Annotated in this window: 14 protein-coding genes and 1 riboswitch; of the genes, 13 read left to right on the top strand and 1 reads right to left on the bottom strand. The window is 40.4% G+C overall.

The genetic code is table 11. The annotated features are described in order from the left end of the window. The first annotated feature begins 325 nt into the window (after positions 1–325). Positions 326–423, top strand: a riboswitch (purine riboswitch). Between the two features lie 114 nt (positions 424–537). The 5 genes from A5816_RS06285 (at position 538) to purB (ending at position 5,576) form a co-directional block, all read left to right on the top strand. After that, complete coding sequence (locus A5816_RS06285; RefSeq protein ID WP_002292242.1) at positions 538–1,119, top strand: xanthine phosphoribosyltransferase; 582 nt, start codon at positions 538–540, stop codon at positions 1,117–1,119. 2 nt (positions 1,120–1,121) lie between these two features. Then, entirely contained in the window at positions 1,122–2,429 is a 1,308-nt protein-coding gene (locus tag A5816_RS06280) for a nucleobase:cation symporter-2 family protein (protein WP_086310968.1), read from the top strand. Between the two features lie 233 nt (positions 2,430–2,662). After that, positions 2,663–3,151: a 5-(carboxyamino)imidazole ribonucleotide mutase gene (gene purE, locus A5816_RS06270; protein WP_086310966.1), complete on the top strand. Its 489-nt coding sequence runs from the start codon at positions 2,663–2,665 to the stop codon at positions 3,149–3,151. Next, the gene (gene purK / locus A5816_RS06265; protein ID WP_179189691.1) at positions 3,144–4,268 is read left to right on the top strand and encodes a 5-(carboxyamino)imidazole ribonucleotide synthase; all 1,125 of its coding nucleotides are present in this window, start codon (positions 3,144–3,146) and stop codon (positions 4,266–4,268) included. Before purE ends, purK begins: the two co-directional genes overlap by 8 nt. A 12-nt stretch (positions 4,269–4,280) precedes the next feature. After that, positions 4,281–5,576 (top strand): adenylosuccinate lyase, encoded by a 1,296-nt coding sequence (gene purB / locus A5816_RS06260; RefSeq protein ID WP_002306865.1) that lies wholly within the window; start codon positions 4,281–4,283, stop codon positions 5,574–5,576. A 166-nt stretch (positions 5,577–5,742) separates the two neighbouring features. Here purB and A5816_RS06255 read toward each other — a convergent pair whose 3' ends face one another. Continuing rightward, a complete protein-coding gene (locus A5816_RS06255; protein ID WP_086310964.1) occupies positions 5,743–6,120 on the bottom strand; it encodes a hypothetical protein in 378 nt (125 codons plus the stop codon). Between the two features lie 255 nt (positions 6,121–6,375). Here A5816_RS06255 and purC point away from each other — a divergent pair, with 255 nt between their 5' ends. Genes purC through purH form a run of 8 tightly spaced genes read left to right on the top strand, consistent with a single transcriptional unit; the run spans position 6,376 to position 14,860 of the window. Beyond that, positions 6,376–7,104: a phosphoribosylaminoimidazolesuccinocarboxamide synthase gene (purC, locus tag A5816_RS06250; RefSeq protein ID WP_086310963.1), complete on the top strand. Its 729-nt coding sequence runs from the start codon at positions 6,376–6,378 to the stop codon at positions 7,102–7,104. Next, complete coding sequence (gene purS, locus A5816_RS06245) at positions 7,104–7,358, top strand: phosphoribosylformylglycinamidine synthase subunit PurS (protein ID WP_002309490.1); 255 nt, start codon at positions 7,104–7,106, stop codon at positions 7,356–7,358. Before purC ends, purS begins: the two co-directional genes overlap by 1 nt. Before the next feature lies 1 nt (position 7,359). Next, the gene (gene purQ / locus A5816_RS06240; protein ID WP_002292228.1) at positions 7,360–8,031 is read left to right on the top strand and encodes a phosphoribosylformylglycinamidine synthase subunit PurQ; all 672 of its coding nucleotides are present in this window, start codon (positions 7,360–7,362) and stop codon (positions 8,029–8,031) included. After that, positions 8,032–10,254, top strand: coding sequence for a phosphoribosylformylglycinamidine synthase subunit PurL (gene purL / locus A5816_RS06235; RefSeq protein ID WP_002374410.1), 2,223 nt, complete (start codon positions 8,032–8,034; stop codon positions 10,252–10,254). Further along, positions 10,239–11,678: an amidophosphoribosyltransferase gene (gene purF / locus A5816_RS06230; protein WP_002309482.1), complete on the top strand. Its 1,440-nt coding sequence runs from the start codon at positions 10,239–10,241 to the stop codon at positions 11,676–11,678. The genes purL and purF overlap by 16 nt, the downstream gene beginning before the upstream one ends. 22 nt (positions 11,679–11,700) lie before the next feature. Beyond that, positions 11,701–12,753, top strand: coding sequence for a phosphoribosylformylglycinamidine cyclo-ligase (purM, locus tag A5816_RS06225; protein ID WP_002374417.1), 1,053 nt, complete (start codon positions 11,701–11,703; stop codon positions 12,751–12,753). Then, the gene (purN, locus tag A5816_RS06220; protein ID WP_086310962.1) at positions 12,750–13,328 is read left to right on the top strand and encodes a phosphoribosylglycinamide formyltransferase; all 579 of its coding nucleotides are present in this window, start codon (positions 12,750–12,752) and stop codon (positions 13,326–13,328) included. The genes purM and purN overlap by 4 nt, the downstream gene beginning before the upstream one ends. Continuing rightward, positions 13,325–14,860 carry a bifunctional phosphoribosylaminoimidazolecarboxamide formyltransferase/IMP cyclohydrolase gene (purH, locus tag A5816_RS06215; RefSeq protein WP_086310961.1) on the top strand — a complete coding sequence of 512 codons (1,536 nt, stop codon included), beginning with the start codon at positions 13,325–13,327 and terminating at the stop codon, positions 14,858–14,860. The genes purN and purH overlap by 4 nt, the downstream gene beginning before the upstream one ends. The last annotated feature ends 6 nt before the right edge of the window (positions 14,861–14,866 follow it).

Below are 14,866 nucleotides of genomic sequence, written 5' to 3'. Positions count from 1 at the left end.
TTATAAATCTGTGCGCTATTGCCGTAGATTGTCTTTGGAACACTATTTATTCGAAAAAAGGGTTGTGACACGTTTTTTTTCACAATCCTTTTTGTGTGGAATAGAATTTTTGGATAAGTGAAAATAAAAATAACTATTTAAACCCGAACAAAAAGGAGTAATGCATTAAAAATCATTAGATTTTACAAAAAAATAAGTAAACCACGTTGTCAGTTTCAGAAAGTAGTGTTAGACTATTTTCAATATTTGAAACAACATTCTTTATTCAAATATGTCAAACTGCCTTCACGTGCAAAACAGTTGCAAGAAAATGATTTTACACTATTATTAGTTTTACATACCTACTTATATATCGTCATAATATGGATGACAGTTTCTAGCCAGTACCGTAAATGCTGGACTATAAGTAAAAGATTGGCTATTTCACCCTTCTTTTCTTATGATAAAGTGGAGGGTGTTTTTCTTTAACAGAAACATAGTAGGTTTTTGCACAAAAGCGGTTTTTTGGTATTAATAAATGATAAAGGAGCAAATAAAGTGAAAGAATTAGTTGAACGTATTCAAAAAGACGGACGTATATTAGGCGAGGGCGTACTAAAAGTCGACAGTTTCGTCACTCACCAAGTAGACCCTGTATTGATGGAACAAATGGGACAACGGTTTGCAGAAGTATTTAAAGAACAAGGAATCACGAAAGTTGTGACCATTGAAGCTTCTGGGATCGCACCAGCTTTATTTGCTGCAAAAGAATTAGGTGTTCCAATGATCTTCGCCAGAAAAGCAAAAAGCTTGACGATGGATGAAGAATTATTGACGGCTTCTGTTTATTCTTTTACGAAACAAGTGACAAGTACGATTTCTATTTCTCGTAAATTCTTATCTTCAGAAGATAAAGTATTGATTATTGACGATTTCTTGGCAAACGGACAAGCGGCAAAAGGATTGATTGAATTATGCCAGCAAGCTGGAGCTCAAGTAGAAGGAATCGGGATCGTCATTGAAAAGTCTTTCCAAGATGGACGTCAGTTGCTTGAAGAAATGGGATTGAGAGTCGTTTCTCTTGCACGTATCGCTTCCTTGACGAATGGACAAGTTGAGTTTCTTGAGGAGGACGCATAATCGTGGAAAAAGAAACACAAAATGGAAAAGCCGCGGTTTTAGGACTGCAGCATCTGTTAGCGATGTATGCAGGAGCAGTAGCTGTGCCTCTTTTGATCGGTACAGGACTAGGCTTTAATCAAGAACAGATGACTTACTTGATTTCAATTGATATCTTTATGTGTGGATTAGCAACATTATTGCAATTGACCGTTAACCGTTTTTTTGGAATTGGCTTGCCTGTTGTTTTAGGATGTGCGATCCAAGCAGTAGCTCCGCTGATCTTGATCGGAACTAATGAAGGAGTAGGAGCTATTTACGGATCTATTATTGCTTCAGGTATCTTTGTCGTGTTAGTTTCAGGTATCTTTTCTAAAATCAAGAAATTATTCCCGCCTTTAGTAACAGGAACGGTTATCACCGTTATTGGTTTGACATTGATTCCAGTAGCAATTGAAAAAATGGGTGGCGGTAATGCAACAGCGGCTGATTTTGGTGACAAAACAAATCTACTACTTGCATTTGTGACGATTCTCCTCATTGTAGGTGTGCAAATGTTGGCAAAAGGGTTCATTCGTTCCATCGCGGTATTGATTGGTTTAGTCGGTGGAAGCATCTTAGCTGCTTTCATGGGAATGATCGATCTGAGTGCGATTGGAGATGCACCGTTGTTCCATGTCCCACAACCCTTTTATTTTGGTAAGCCAACTTTTGATGTATGGTCGATTTTACTGATGATCATCATTTCTATGGTCAGCATGGTAGAATCAACGGGTGTATATTTTGCGCTTGGTGACATTACTGGGAAGAATGTTGGAGAAGAAGAATTGAAAAAAGGATATCGTGCAGAAGGACTTGCCGTTATTTTAGGCGGTATTTTTAATACATTCCCTTACACAGGCTTTTCTCAAAATGTCGGATTGGTTCAACTTTCGGGTATCAAAACGAGAAAACCTATCTACTTCTCTGCGTTCTTCTTGATTGTTTTAGGATTATTCCCTAAAATCGGTGCGCTAGCACAAATCATTCCTGAGCCGGTACTTGGTGGAGGAATGTTAGTCATGTTCGGGATGGTGGCAGTCCAAGGAATCCGTATGCTGTTGGAAGTTGATTTCAGCAATGATAAAAATCTATTGATTGTTGCTGTTTCTGTTGGATTTGGGCTAGGTTTCAATATTACGCCGACATTATTCAGTCAAATTCCTCAAACATTGCAAATGTTCACTGGCAATGGCATCGTAATGAGTAGTATTACGGCTATCATATTGAATCTGATCTTTAATGGTTTAAAAAAAGATGAAGAAATAGTAGAAGAAGCCTTCAAAAAATAATGAAGTAAAAGAAAAGTTGTGAAACCAGCGTTTTGAGTGAATATCGAGGGTCAGCTGATTGAATACCATTTATACTAAAAAAAGGATGTGACATCACTTTTGTCACATCCTTTTTTATGTATTGGACAAACACGAACAATAAAGTGGTTTTCTTTATCAATATTCGAAATTTCTTTGACATCAAAAAATACGATTGTTAAAATATGGGTGTAGAAAAACTGGGAGGAAAAACAATGACAGCAAAAATCTCTGTGATTATGGGGAGTACTTCAGATTGGGAAACAATGAAAGAAGCATGTCAAGTATTGGAAGAATTCGGTGTGTCTTATGAAAAAAAAGTCGTTTCTGCTCATCGCACGCCAGATTTGATGTTTGAATATGCACAAAGCGCTCGAGAAAAAGGAATCAAAATCATTATTGCAGGAGCAGGGGGAGCCGCCCATCTACCGGGGATGGTTGCGGCAAAAACAACTTTGCCGGTTATCGGCGTACCGGTCCAATCACGAACATTAAATGGTTTAGATTCGCTTCTGTCGATTGTTCAAATGCCTGGAGGCGTGCCTGTGGCTACTACGGCAATCGGAAAAGCTGGAGCAATTAATGCTGGACTACTTGCGATACAGATGCTTTCCATGTATGATTTAGAATTGGAGGCTAAATTGGCTGAAAGACGTTCAATGTTGGCTAAAACTGTTATAGAAAGTAGTGATCAACTTGGTTAAACCTTTGTTGCCTGGTTCAACGATCGGGATCGTCGGCGGCGGTCAATTAGGTCGTATGATGGCGATTAGTGCAAAAGAAATGGGCTTTAAAGTAGGTGTGCTGGATCCTGTAAGTGATTGTCCAGCCGCACAAGTTGCAGATTGGCACATTGAAAGTGTCTATGATGACACCTTTGCGCTGAAAGAGCTTGCTAGAAGAACAGATGTCATTACCTATGAATTTGAAAATGTCAGTGTAGAGGCGCTAAATGCGATCTTACCCATGTCATTTATTCCTCAAGGGACAGACTTGCTTGCGATTACGCAAGACCGCCTATTGGAAAAATCCTTTTTGGAAACGAACAACATCGTGATTGCTCCTTATGCAACGATCGTCAGTCCGACAGATATCCAAGATGCGATTGACGGGATCGGTTATCCCTGCGTTTTGAAAACCACTCGAGGCGGTTATGATGGCAAGGGGCAGTATGTTTTGAAAAGTCGGGCAGACTTGGCCCCTGCAATGGATCTTTTAAGAGATGGAACCTGTGTTTTAGAAGCTTGGATCCCATTTGAAAAAGAAATTTCGATCATGGTGGCAGGAAATGGACAAGGAGATTTCACAACTTTTCCGGTCGTGGAAAACATCCATCGAAACAATATTCTGCACGAAACGATTGCTCCAGCCGCGATTGATCAGGATGTGGTCGAGGAGGCTGAGCGTATTGCCCGTGTGATTGCAGAAGCAGTAAGCCTTTCAGGTGTTTTAGGGGTAGAAATGTTTTTAACAAAAACAGGCGGGCTATATGTGAATGAATTAGCTCCTCGTCCTCACAATTCTGGACATTATTCTATCGAAGCTTGTTCTATGAGTCAGTTCGATGCCCATATTCGAGGTATTTGCGGCTGGCCATTAGGAGAAAAAGTGCGTCTGACAAGCAATGCAGTGATGGTCAATGTTTTGGGAGAACAACTGTTGGAAAGCTATCGCTTGATTGAGAATAAGCCAGACTGGCAATTCCATTTCTATGGAAAAAAACAAGCGAAAAAAGGTCGCAAGATGGGACATATCACTATCTTGACAGAAGACATCCAGCAAACGCTGGAAGAAATCAAACAAACGAATATTTGGGATTAGAGGAGAAAAAACATGTTAGAACGTTATACACGCCCTGAAATGGGGAATATCTGGACGGAAGAGAACAAATACCGTGCGTGGCTCGAAGTCGAGATTTTAGCAGATGAAGCTTGGGCAGAACTTGGTGAAATCCCGCAAGAAGATGTGAAAAAAATCCGTGAGCATGCATCATTTGATATCGATCGGATCTTGGAAATCGAAAAATCAACACGCCATGATGTCGTTGCTTTTACACGAGCAGTTTCTGAAACATTGGGAGAAGAAAGAAAATGGGTCCATTATGGTCTAACAAGTACGGATGTCGTAGATACTGCTTATGGCTATCTCATCAAGCAAGCAAATGATATTTTACGGGAAGACTTGAAACGTTTTACGGAAATCATTGGCGAAAAAGCAAAAGAACACAAATATACAGTGATGATGGGTCGAACACACGGTGTCCATGCTGAACCAACTACTTTTGGATTGAAACTTGCCACATGGTATTCAGAAATGAAACGGAACATCGAACGATTCGAACATGCGGCAAAAGGAGTAGAAGCAGGAAAAATCTCAGGAGCAGTGGGGACGTTCGCAAATATCCCGCCATTTATTGAAGAGTATGTATGTAAACAATTGGGGATCCGTCCGCAAGAAATCTCTACTCAAGTTCTCCCTCGGGATCTACATGCTGAATATTTCTCAGCGATGGCGCTTATTGCTACAAGTATTGAACGCTTTGCAACAGAGATACGCGGATTGCAAAAGTCTGAAACACGTGAAGTAGAAGAGTTTTTTGCGAAAGGTCAAAAAGGTTCTTCTGCTATGCCACACAAAAGGAATCCGATCGGTTCAGAAAATATGGCTGGTCTAGCCAGAGTGGTGCGCGGACACATGGTCACTGCCTATGAAAATGTCACATTATGGCATGAAAGAGATATTTCTCATTCTTCAGCCGAACGAATCATCTTGCCTGATACCACGATTTTATTGAATTACATGTTAAATCGTTTTGGCAATATCGTTAAAAATCTAACGGTCTTTCCTGAAAACATGAAGCGGAATATGTCTGCAACATTTGGTTTGATTTATAGCCAGCGCGTTATGCTGAAATTGATCGATAAGGGAATGACAAGAGAAGAAGCTTATGATCTTGTTCAGCCAAAAACTGCGTACGCTTGGGACAACCAAGTTCAGTTCCGCCCGCTGTTAGAAGAAGATCCGACCATCACATCGGTATTATCTAAAGAAGAAATAGACGATGCCTTTGATTATCATCATCATTTGAAAAACGTTGACGTGATATTCAAACGAGTAGGTTTGGAATAAAGAAGAGTGAGTTGCAAAATTCAATTAAAATAGAATAGCAAAAATAACCAAAAAAGAAGCAGATCCGTTAGCGGTTCTGCTTCTTTTAGTTTATTATGTTTTCTTATCAATAATAGGAACCTGATTTTAAAAGCGACTACCTCTTTACATACAAAAAATAGAGGAATTAAGCGTAAATGGCTTGGCTATTATAACTAAAATGCTGGTTATGGAGATGTTGCAGCAAATTTTCGAGAAAAGTATATTCCATCTCTTGTCCATTAAATAAGATCTGGATACGATAGTGATTTTTGAAACGTTTCTGTTCGTGGATCTGACTGATTAAAAGTTCGCCTTTGTGTTCTGTCCGATAACTAAAAGTCCTTTTACGGCATTCAGCGCAACGCTTAGCTGCTCGGCGGATTTTCCGAAAGGTATAAAAACTAGTATCTTTATTGCATAAATAAACGTCTTTGATTGACAACAAATCATTATATAGACAGGAACGTTCTTCAGCCGTTAATTCTGATAAAAAAAGCTGACCTTGTCTTATTGCATCTTCCATCGGCAAGTGCCTCCTCGATCCAGTTATCCAAATTTTTAGTTAATTTTAATATACCATCATTATATATAAATGTAAACGCTTGTTGATGAGGGAATTTTTACACTTACAACAAAACACGAACATTAAAAGAATCTAATGCCTTTAATGTACATATTTATATTGATTTCTAAAAAGATGATTGTTAAAATTCAAAGTGAAAACACGAACAAAAATCGATGTATTTGCTTTCAATGTAAATAAAAAGGAGAGTCAGACATGGAGAAAAAAGAACTTATGTACGAAGGGAAAGCCAAAAAATTATATCTTACCTCTGATGAAAACTTGATTTGGGTAGAATACTTAGATCAGACGACTGCGTTGAATGGCGCGAGGAAAGATCGGATAAGTGGGAAAGGAGAATTGAATAATCAAATCACAAGTACGATTTTCCGCTATCTGACCCAGCGAGGAATAAAAAATCATTTTATTGAACAATTGTCTAAAACCGAACAATTAGTAAAAAAAGTACAAATCATCCCTCTGGAAGTGGTTATCCGAAATATTGCAGCAGGAAGTTTCTCAAAACGTCTAGGTGTTCCTGAAGGCAAAAAATTAATCGAGCCAATCGTTGAATTCTACTATAAGGATGATCAGTTGGATGATCCTTTTGTCAATGAAGAGCATATCTATTTCTTGCAACTGGCAAAACCGGAAGAAATCAGTGAGCTGAAAACCCAAGCATTAGCTATCAATAAAATTTTGATCGAATTATTCGCTAAGGTTGGTCTGGTTTTAGTAGATTTCAAGCTAGAGTTTGGTCGGTCGAATGAAAAAATATTACTTGCGGACGAAGTAACACCGGATACTTGCCGATTATGGGATGAACGTACGAATGAACATATGGACAAAGACGTTTACCGCAGAGGATTAGGTGATCTGATTCCAGTCTATCAAGAAGTATATAACCGTCTATCGGAACTAACTGAAGAAAAGGAGCAAGTATGATGTATTTCGTAAAAGTTTATGTAACCTATAAAGATTCAGTGTTAGATCCTCAAGGAGAGGCAGTAAAAAAAGCAGTCCATCGTATGGGATATGAAACAATCGAAGATATCCGTATCGGAAAATACTTTGAGATACAACTTGCTGATACAGAAGAACCAATCGATACAGTGATTGAAACGATTTGTGACAAGTTGCTTGCAAATGTAAATATGGAAACATACCGATATGAAATCAAAAAAATGGAGGAAGTATAACATGAAATTTGCGGTCATCGTTTTTCCAGGTTCAAATTGTGACGCAGATATGTTATGGGCAGTTCGCGAGATCATGGGCGCTGATGCTGAATTTGTACGGCATGATGAGTCCTCTTTAGAAGGATTTGATGGGGTTTTACTGCCGGGAGGATTCTCCTATGGTGACTATTTGAGATGCGGTGCGATTGCTCGGTTTTCTACAATCATGGAAGAAGTGATTCGTTTTGCTGAAGAAGGGAAACCCGTATTCGGTACATGTAATGGATTCCAGATATTGACAGAAGCTGGACTGTTGCCAGGTGTACTGAGACGAAATGAGTCTCTGCATTTTATTTGTAAAACTGTACCATTGAAAGTCAATCCTAAGACGGCCTTTACTTCAGAATATGAAGCAGATGAAATAATCTCTCTTCCAGTTGCTCACGGGGAAGGAAATTATTTCTGTGACGAAGAAACACTTGAAGAACTAAAGGAAAATAATCAGATCGTCTTTACTTATAATGACAACATCAACGGCAGCGTGGAAAACATTGCAGGGATTACGAATAAAGCGGGGAATGTGTTAGGAATGATGCCTCATCCAGAACGTGCAGTAGAAGACTTGCTAGGATCAGAAGATGGGAAACGGTTCTTTGCTTCCATTTTAAAAAACTTCGGAAAGGTGACCGTATAGATGAAAACATTGAATGAACCGACAGCTGAAGAGATCAAGAAAAAAAGAATCTATGCCGAATGGGGACTGACTGATGAAGAATATCGAATGATCGAAGAAGATATCTTAGGAAGAATGCCTAATTATACGGAAACTGGACTGTTTTCTGTTATGTGGAGCGAACATTGTTCCTATAAAAATTCTAAACCGGTTCTACGCAAATTTCCTACTAGTGGACCTCATGTCTTGCAAGGCCCTGGAGAAGGCGCAGGTATCGTCGACATCGGTGATGGACTAGCAGTTGTCTTCAAAGCAGAAAGTCACAACCATCCCTCAGCCGTGGAGCCTTATGAAGGAGCTGCGACAGGAGTTGGCGGAATCATTAGAGATATTTTCAGCATGGGGGCTCGTCCGATTGCGTTGCTAGATTCATTGAGATTCGGCGAATTAGATAATCCAAAAACAAAATATTTACTAGAAGAAGTAGTTGCAGGTATCGGCGGATATGGCAATTGTATCGGCATACCGACTGTAGGTGGTGAAATTGCATTTGATCCTTGTTATGAAGGAAATCCATTAGTCAATGCAATGTGTGTAGGTTTGATTGAACACAAAGATATCCAGAAAGGGCAAGCCGCTGGTGTCGGCAATTCGATCATGTATGTAGGAGCAAAAACAGGTCGCGACGGCATCCACGGCGCAACTTTTGCCTCAGAAGAATTTAGTCAAGAAGAAGAACAGCAACGTTCTGCTGTACAAGTAGGCGATCCTTTTATGGAAAAGCTGCTGCTTGAAGCGTGTTTGGAATTAATCTTGCATCATTCGGATTCTCTAGTAGGTATACAGGATATGGGAGCAGCAGGACTTGTTTCATCTAGTGCGGAAATGGCTTCAAAAGCTGGTTCAGGACTTATATTGACATTAGACGAAGTCCCACAAAGAGAAACTGGAATGACGCCTTATGAAATGATGCTATCGGAATCACAAGAACGGATGTTGATTTGTGTCAAATCAGGAGAGGAAGAAAAAATCCAAGAACTATTTCAGAAGTATGATCTAGATGCAGTCACTATCGGTAAAGTAACAGACGACGGGCAATATCGTCTATATCATCAAGGGAAAGAAGTAGCGAATCTGCCAGTCGATGCGCTGGCTGAAGATGCGCCAGTCTATCATAAAGAGATGAAAGAACCAGCTCGAATCGCAGATTTTCAGCAGTTGGCCCCTTATCAGCCGGTTATTGAAGAACCTGGACAAGTATTGCTTGATCTGTTGCAACAACCGACGATTGCTTCGAAACGTTCAGTCTACGAAACTTATGATTCACAAGTACAAACCAATACAGTTGTCTGTCCAGGAAGCGATGCGGCTGTGATGAGAGTCAGAGGGACGAACAAAGCATTAGCGATGACCACAGACTGCAACGCTCGCTATCTCTATTTGGATCCAAAAGTCGGAGGACAGATAGCAGTGGCAGAAGCAGCTAGAAATATCATTGCTAGCGGTGGTAGACCCTTGGCGATCACCGACTGCTTGAACTATGGTTCTCCTGATAAACCTGAAGTTTTTTGGGAATTATCGACTTCAGCTGACGGCATTGCTGCTGCGTGTGAAACGTTAGGAACTCCTGTTATTTCAGGAAATGTCTCTTTATATAATGAAACGGACGGTCAAGCAATCTATCCAACACCGATGATCGGTATGGTCGGATTGATCGAGGATCATGAACATATCACTACTCAGGAATTCAAAAAATCAGGGGATCTAATCTATATATTAGGCAAGACGTTTGCAGATTTTGATGGCAGTGAATTACAAAAGATGCAACTTGGAAGAATCGAAGGGGTGATTCGAAACTTTGATCTAGCCGTTGAAAAGAAAAACCAGGAGTTAGTATTGACAGCCATCCAAAACGGATTGATCGAAAGTGCCCATGACTGTTCAGAAGGTGGCTTGGCAATTGCACTGGCAGAATCAGCTTTCAAATATCAGCTAGGTTTATCTGTGCAGTTTGGCTTGCCCTCTGCTCAATTGTTTGCAGAAACTCAATCAAGATTTGTATTGACAGTTGCACCGGAAAACCAGACACGATTCGAAGAAATGATGGGAGATGCTGCTGTTTTAGCAGGTAAGGTGACAGATGAAGCGATAATCGAAATTTCAGCAACTGACGGTCAAATCAAAATAGAAACAGCAGTAGCAAGAAAGTGCTGGGAGGATGCAATCGTATGTCTTATGAAGTGAAGAGTTTAAATGAAGAATGCGGGATCTTCGGTGTTTGGGGTCATCCAGACGCCGCTAGTGTGGCATACTTCGGACTCCATAGTCTTCAGCATCGAGGACAAGAAGGTGCTGGTATCGTGTCCAATGATCGAGGAAAACTCATGGGTCATCGAGATCTGGGTCTACTTTCTGAGGTGTTCAAAGATCAAAGAAAATTGCAGCAGTTAACAGGAGAAGCTGCAATCGGACATGTACGTTATGCAACAGCAGGCAATGGAAGTGTGGACAATATTCAGCCTTTTCTATTCAAATTTCATGATCAGTCGATCGGCTTAGCGCATAATGGTAACCTGATCAATGCTCGTTCCCTTAGAAAAGAGTTAGAGGAAAATGGGGCGATCTTCCATTCCAACTCCGATACGGAGATATTGATGCATTTGATCCGACGAAGTGAAGAAACAGATTTTTTAAATAAATTGAAAAGTGCTTTAAATGAAGTCAAAGGTGGCTTTGCCTATTTATTAATGACAGAAACGGCAATGATTGCCGCTTTGGACCCAAATGGGTTTCGTCCATTAGCAATCGGACAAATGAAAAACGGAGCATACGTGATTGCCTCGGAAACTTGTGCATTAGAAGTTATTGGGGCACGTTTTATAAGAGATGTCCAGCCTGGTGAGATAGTGATCATCAATGACGAAGGAATCCAGATTGATTGCTTTACGAAGGACACGCAGCTTTCTATTTGTTCGATGGAATATATCTATTTTGCCAGACCGGATTCAAATATCGCAGGAATCAATGTGCATACTGCACGGAAAAATATGGGACGGAATTTAGCGAAAGAATCGCCAGTAAAAGCAGACATGGTCGTTGGTGTACCTAATTCTTCTTTGTCAGCCGCAAGCGGTTATGCAGAAGCAAGCGGTATCCCTTACGAAATTGGATTAGTAAAAAATCAATACATTGCCCGAACATTTATCCAGCCGACGCCAGAGCTAAGAGAGCAAGGCGTCCGAATGAAATTATCTGCTGTACGCGGGGTAGTGGAAGGGAAAAAGGTGATTATGGTTGATGATTCGATCGTTCGGGGCACGACAAGCAGACGGATCGTCCATCTTTTGAAAGAAGCAGGAGCAAAAGAAGTACATGTGAGGATTGCTTCTCCTCCTTTGAAATATCCATGTTTTTATGGGATTGATATTCAAACGCGTAAAGAACTCATTGCGGCCAATCACACGATTGATGAAATCAAAGAATGTATCGGTGCCGATTCTTTAGGTTTTTTAAGTGAAGAGGGTCTGATCGAATCGATCGGTCTGGAAAAAGATGCTCCGTATTCAGGATTGTGTATGGCTTATTTCAACGGAGATTATCCGACGCCGTTATATGACTATGAAGAAAAATATCAGGAATCACTAAAAGAAAAAGTATCGTTCTTTTAAAAGCAAATCAAGAAGGGAGCATATGAAGCCAATGGCAAATGCATACGCAAAAGCTGGCGTAGATGTCGAAGCTGGATATGAAGTAGTAGAACGGATCAAGAAGCATGTCAAAAAAACGGAACGATTAGGTGTGATGGGCGCTATAGGAGGATTCGGTGGCTGTTTTGATTTATCTGTCTTTCAATTAAAAGAGCCAGTCCTTGTTTCGGGGACCGATGGTGTAGGGACGAAATTAGCAGTGGCAATCGAAGCAGACCAACACGACACGATCGGAATCGACTGCGTAGCGATGTGTGTCAATGATATCTTAGCACAAGGCGCAGAGCCGTTGTATTTCTTAGACTACTTAGCAACGGGGAAAAATGATCCGACACGTTTAGAAAATGTAGTAAAAGGTGTAGCGGATGGGTGTGTTCAAGGAAATATGGCACTGATCGGCGGAGAGACAGCTGAAATGCCCGGTATGTACTCAGGAAATGATTATGATCTAGCCGGATTTGCTGTAGGGATAGCTGAAAAATCTCAATTATTGACAGGAGAAACAATCAATCCAGGAGACGTGTTGCTTGGAATAGCATCTAGCGGAATCCATTCAAATGGGTACTCTCTTGTTCGCAAAATTTTCTTTGATCAGCAGCAGTTTTCTTTATCATCAAAACTGCCAGAATTGAAAAAAACACTTGGAGAAGTATTACTTGAACCAACGAAAATCTATGTTTCTGCCTTGCTTCCTCTGATCAAAGAAAAGAAAATCAAAGGAGCTGCACATATCACTGGTGGAGGGTTTGTAGAAAATATCCCGCGAATGTTACCAGAATCTATGGCTGCTGAAATCAAACTTGGCACATGGCCGATTCTTCCGATCTTCGGCTGTTTACAAAAATATGGTGAGATTCCTATGATGGAGATGTATGAAATATTCAATATGGGCATTGGGATGGTCTTAGCAGTCGAGGAAGCAAAAGTAAAAGAAATAGTACACGAGATTGAGCAAGCTGGCGAAAAAGTTTATGAAATCGGAAAAGTGATCGCCAAAGAAAAACATCGTGTGGTGTTTACAGGAGAAGAACGATGAGAATCGCTGTTTTTGCTTCTGGAAACGGAAGCAACTTTCAAGCGCTAGCCGATTATCTATCGAAAAAAAGATTGGAAGCTTCGATTGACTGGTTGTTTTGTGATCAGCCTGCAGCATATGTTTTGAAACGTGCAGTCGCATTGAATGTACCGGCAGATTGTTTTTCACCTAAAGAATTTGACTCCAAAAAAGAGTATGAAGAAGCGATTTTGCATAAATTGAAAGAAAAAAAGATCGATTTGATTGTATTAGCTGGATACATGCGAATCATTGGACCAGTATTGCTGGAAAATTATGATAAAAGAATCATCAATATCCATCCATCTCTTTTACCTGCATTCCCTGGTTTGCATGGCATTCGTGATGCATTTGAAGCTGGAGTAAAAGAAACGGGTGTCACCATTCATTATATCGACCAAGGTGTAGATACTGGACCAATCATCCGGCAGGAAAAAGTGAGGATCGAACAGGAGGACACGTTCGATTCTTTAGAAGAAAAAATCCATAGAGTAGAGCATCGAATCTATCCAGAAGTGATTAGTGAAATTATTGAAAATGGAGGCTATCTGAAATGACAAGAGCATTGATCAGTGTATCAGATAAAACTGGGATTGTAGCATTTGCCCAAGGTTTGATTGAACAAGGAGTAGAAATCATTTCAACAGGAGGAACAAAGCATACGTTGGATCAAGCTGGGATCAAAACGCTTTCGATCGAAGAAGTGACAGGGTTTCCTGAAATGATGGATGGCCGTGTCAAAACACTTCATCCTAAAATCCATGGTGGTCTTTTAGGAAGACGCGATCTCCCTAGCCATATGGAGGCAATGGAAACGGGAAATATCCAACCAATCGACTTTGTTTGTGTTAATTTATATCCTTTCAAAGAAACGATTATGAAACCAGATGTCGAAATAGCAGAAGCTATTGAAAACATTGATATCGGTGGTCCTAGTATGCTCCGTAGTGCAGCAAAAAACCATGAATTTGTCACCGCTGTTGTTGATCCATCTGACTATGAAGAAGTACTTTCAGAATTACGTCAGTATGGGCATACTTCATTTTCTTTCAGACAAAAACTAGCGGCAAAAGTCTTTCGTCATACTGCTGCATATGATGCATTGATCGCTCAATACTTAACGGATTGGGTGGAAGAAAAAGAACCGGAAAAATTGACACTTACGTATGAACGAAAACAAACGCTTCGTTACGGTGAAAATAGCCATCAAGCCGCTGCCTTTTATCAGTCCGCTCTTCTGGAAAAATATTCGATCGCAGCAGCAAAACAACTCCATGGGAAAGAACTTTCTTATAATAATATCCGAGATGCAGATGCTGCGTTACGGATCATGAAGGAATATGACGAGCCAACGGTAGTCGCCTTGAAACACATGAATCCTTGTGGTATTGGGACAGCATCTACGATTTTAGAAGCGTGGGAAGCAGCGTATGAAGCAGATCCTGTTTCAATCTTTGGTGGGATCATCGTTTTGAATCGAGAAGTAGATCTGCCAACAGCAGAACAGATGCATAAGCTGTTTCTAGAAATCATCATTGCTCCTTCTTATACAAAAGAAGCTTTGGAATTACTGCAAAAAAAGAAAAACATCCGATTACTGACAGTAGACTTTGCGCAAGAAGAAAATCAAAATCGAGAAGAAACGGTCTCAGTCTTAGGTGGACTTCTTGTACAAGATCAAGATCTGGCAATGGAAAACGAAGAAGAGTGGAAAGTCGTGACAAAACGTAAGCCAACTCCAGCAGAAGCAAAAGCATTGGCGTTTGCTTGGAAAGCTGTCAAACATGTGAAATCTAATGCGATCGTGCTGGCAAACGAACGTCAGACAGTAGGAATCGGAGCCGGGCAGATGAATCGAGTCGGTTCAGTAAAAATTGCGATTGAACAAGCGCAAGAGAAAATGGAAGGTGCAGTTTTAGCTAGCGATGCTTATTTTCCAATGGATGATTCGGTTGAATATGCAGCCAAACATGGTATAAAAGCAATCATTCAGCCAGGCGGAAGTATCAAAGACCAAGATTCTATTGATATGGCGAATAAATACGATCTAGCAATGGTCTTTACTGATGTTCGGCATTTTAGACATTAGAGAGGA

The organism is Enterococcus sp. 3G1_DIV0629 (genome assembly GCF_002141285.1).
Lineage (GTDB): Bacteria > Bacillota > Bacilli > Lactobacillales > Enterococcaceae > Enterococcus_B > Enterococcus_B lactis.
This window is presented reverse-complemented; position numbering and strand designations above follow the sequence as displayed.